General features: G+C 50.1%; 2 protein-coding genes. Both read left to right on the top strand.

Translation table 11 applies throughout. From position 1 onward, the window contains the following. Positions 1–410: DNA methyltransferase (locus BHE89_RS19045; protein ID WP_141008340.1), on the top strand; the 410-nt coding region annotated here is incomplete at its 5' end. Between the two features lie 13 nt (positions 411–423). Then, positions 424–811: hypothetical protein (locus BHE89_RS19040; protein ID WP_128860727.1), on the top strand; the 388-nt coding region annotated here is incomplete at its 3' end.

Genomic DNA, 811 nt, shown 5'->3' with positions numbered 1-811 from the left:
GAGTGGTCAGTTATGGTGACGGGGCATATCGACTGAGAGGGAACGCATTCTCTAATGTCACGGAAGGACGGATACCGAAAAACGTTATCCAGCGCGGCCACCGTTGTGCGGATACGCTGGAGCTTCGGAGAATCGCTAGAGAACTGGGGTTGCCACCGCACCCGGCAATGTTCCCAACAGACATACCTGAGATGGCTATCCGCTTTCTGACGGAAGAGGGCGACCTTGTTGTTGATCCGTTCAGTGGGTCGAATAAGAGCGGGTTGGCCGCAGAAAGGAATAACCGGCGCTGGATCGCCTGTGACATCATTCTTGAGTACATTCGTACCCAGGCGGAAATGTTCACCGGCTTTGATGGATTTTGGATTAACCCAGCCATAGCAACAGTGGGCGGGGGAGCGTTGAATTAAGAGAACAATACCTATGAGTTTAAGTTTTATCGCAAGAGTCTTGCGCCAATTGGCAATTATGTTTGTCCTCTCCGTGCTTATTATGGCCGGATATATCTACTATGCCGGTAAACAGCATCAGCAGGCAGCAATCAACTTTTGGGGTGAGCAATACCAGCCTGATGCCATCTCGACGCAAATTGATTGGGGGTTTATCGGTAACTGGGTTATTCCTCGCGGGGGGCCAATTATTTCTCCGGGCATTGCTGGAGTGTGTCCCAATACACCACTTCCCGTTGTGCCTCTTAAAATTGGTCATGATGGCCGGGGTTACGTTCTCTGTGGTATTGGAAGTGAGGCTGTCGCTACCAGCTTTGATGTCAATGACATCCAGGATGAAGAGATACGAAACACATTAAAAA

Origin of the sequence: Shigella sp. FC1967, assembly GCF_001743005.1 — a bacterium.
GTDB lineage: Bacteria > Pseudomonadota > Gammaproteobacteria > Enterobacterales > Enterobacteriaceae > Proteus.
Note: the sequence above shows the minus strand (reverse complement) of the source record. Positions and strands in the feature narration are given on the sequence as shown.